Genomic DNA, 562 nt, shown 5'->3' on the forward strand with positions numbered 1-562 from the left:
TCCACCTGGAAGTGCGGGATAGCGAACAGGCGGACGCGGAAGAAGCCCGGGTTGTCTTCGATGTCTTCGACAATCACTTTGGCGTCACGCAACGGGTGAGACGCCTGCAGTTCGTCGCCCGGGTCAGTCATTTCGGTCACCAGTCCACGCACCCAGGTGTTCAGCTCAAGTTCCAGCAGACGACGGTCTTTGGTGGTACCAATGTTTTCACGCTGGATCAGCTTCAGGTAGTGCGCGATACGCGACAGCAGGAAGATGTACGGCAGACGCGCATTGATGCGGCTGTTAGCGGTCGCATCGGCGGTATCATACAGGGCCGGTTTCTGGGTCGAGTTCGCCGAGAAGAAGCAGGCGTAATCGCGGTTTTTGTAGTAGGAAAGCGGGATGAAACCGAGGTTAGCGAACTCAAATTCGCGGGTTTCCGGGATCATGACTTCGGACGGGATTTTCACCTGATTGCCGGTACCCAGGTCATACAGGTGAATCGGCAGATCCTGCACGGCACCACCGGCCTGCGGGCCACGGATCTGCACGCACCAGCCGTTGTTGATGAAGCTCTTCA

At 57.5% G+C, this 562-nt stretch carries 1 protein-coding gene; it reads right to left on the reverse strand.

What is annotated here, in order from left to right:
- The coding region (gene tssC / locus ACG0Z5_RS23865; protein WP_394451660.1) for a type VI secretion system contractile sheath large subunit at positions 1-562 on the reverse strand (562 nt) is incomplete at both ends.

This window comes from Scandinavium sp. M-37, from assembly GCF_043558715.1.
Classification (GTDB): domain Bacteria; phylum Pseudomonadota; class Gammaproteobacteria; order Enterobacterales; family Enterobacteriaceae; genus Scandinavium; species Scandinavium vulneris_A.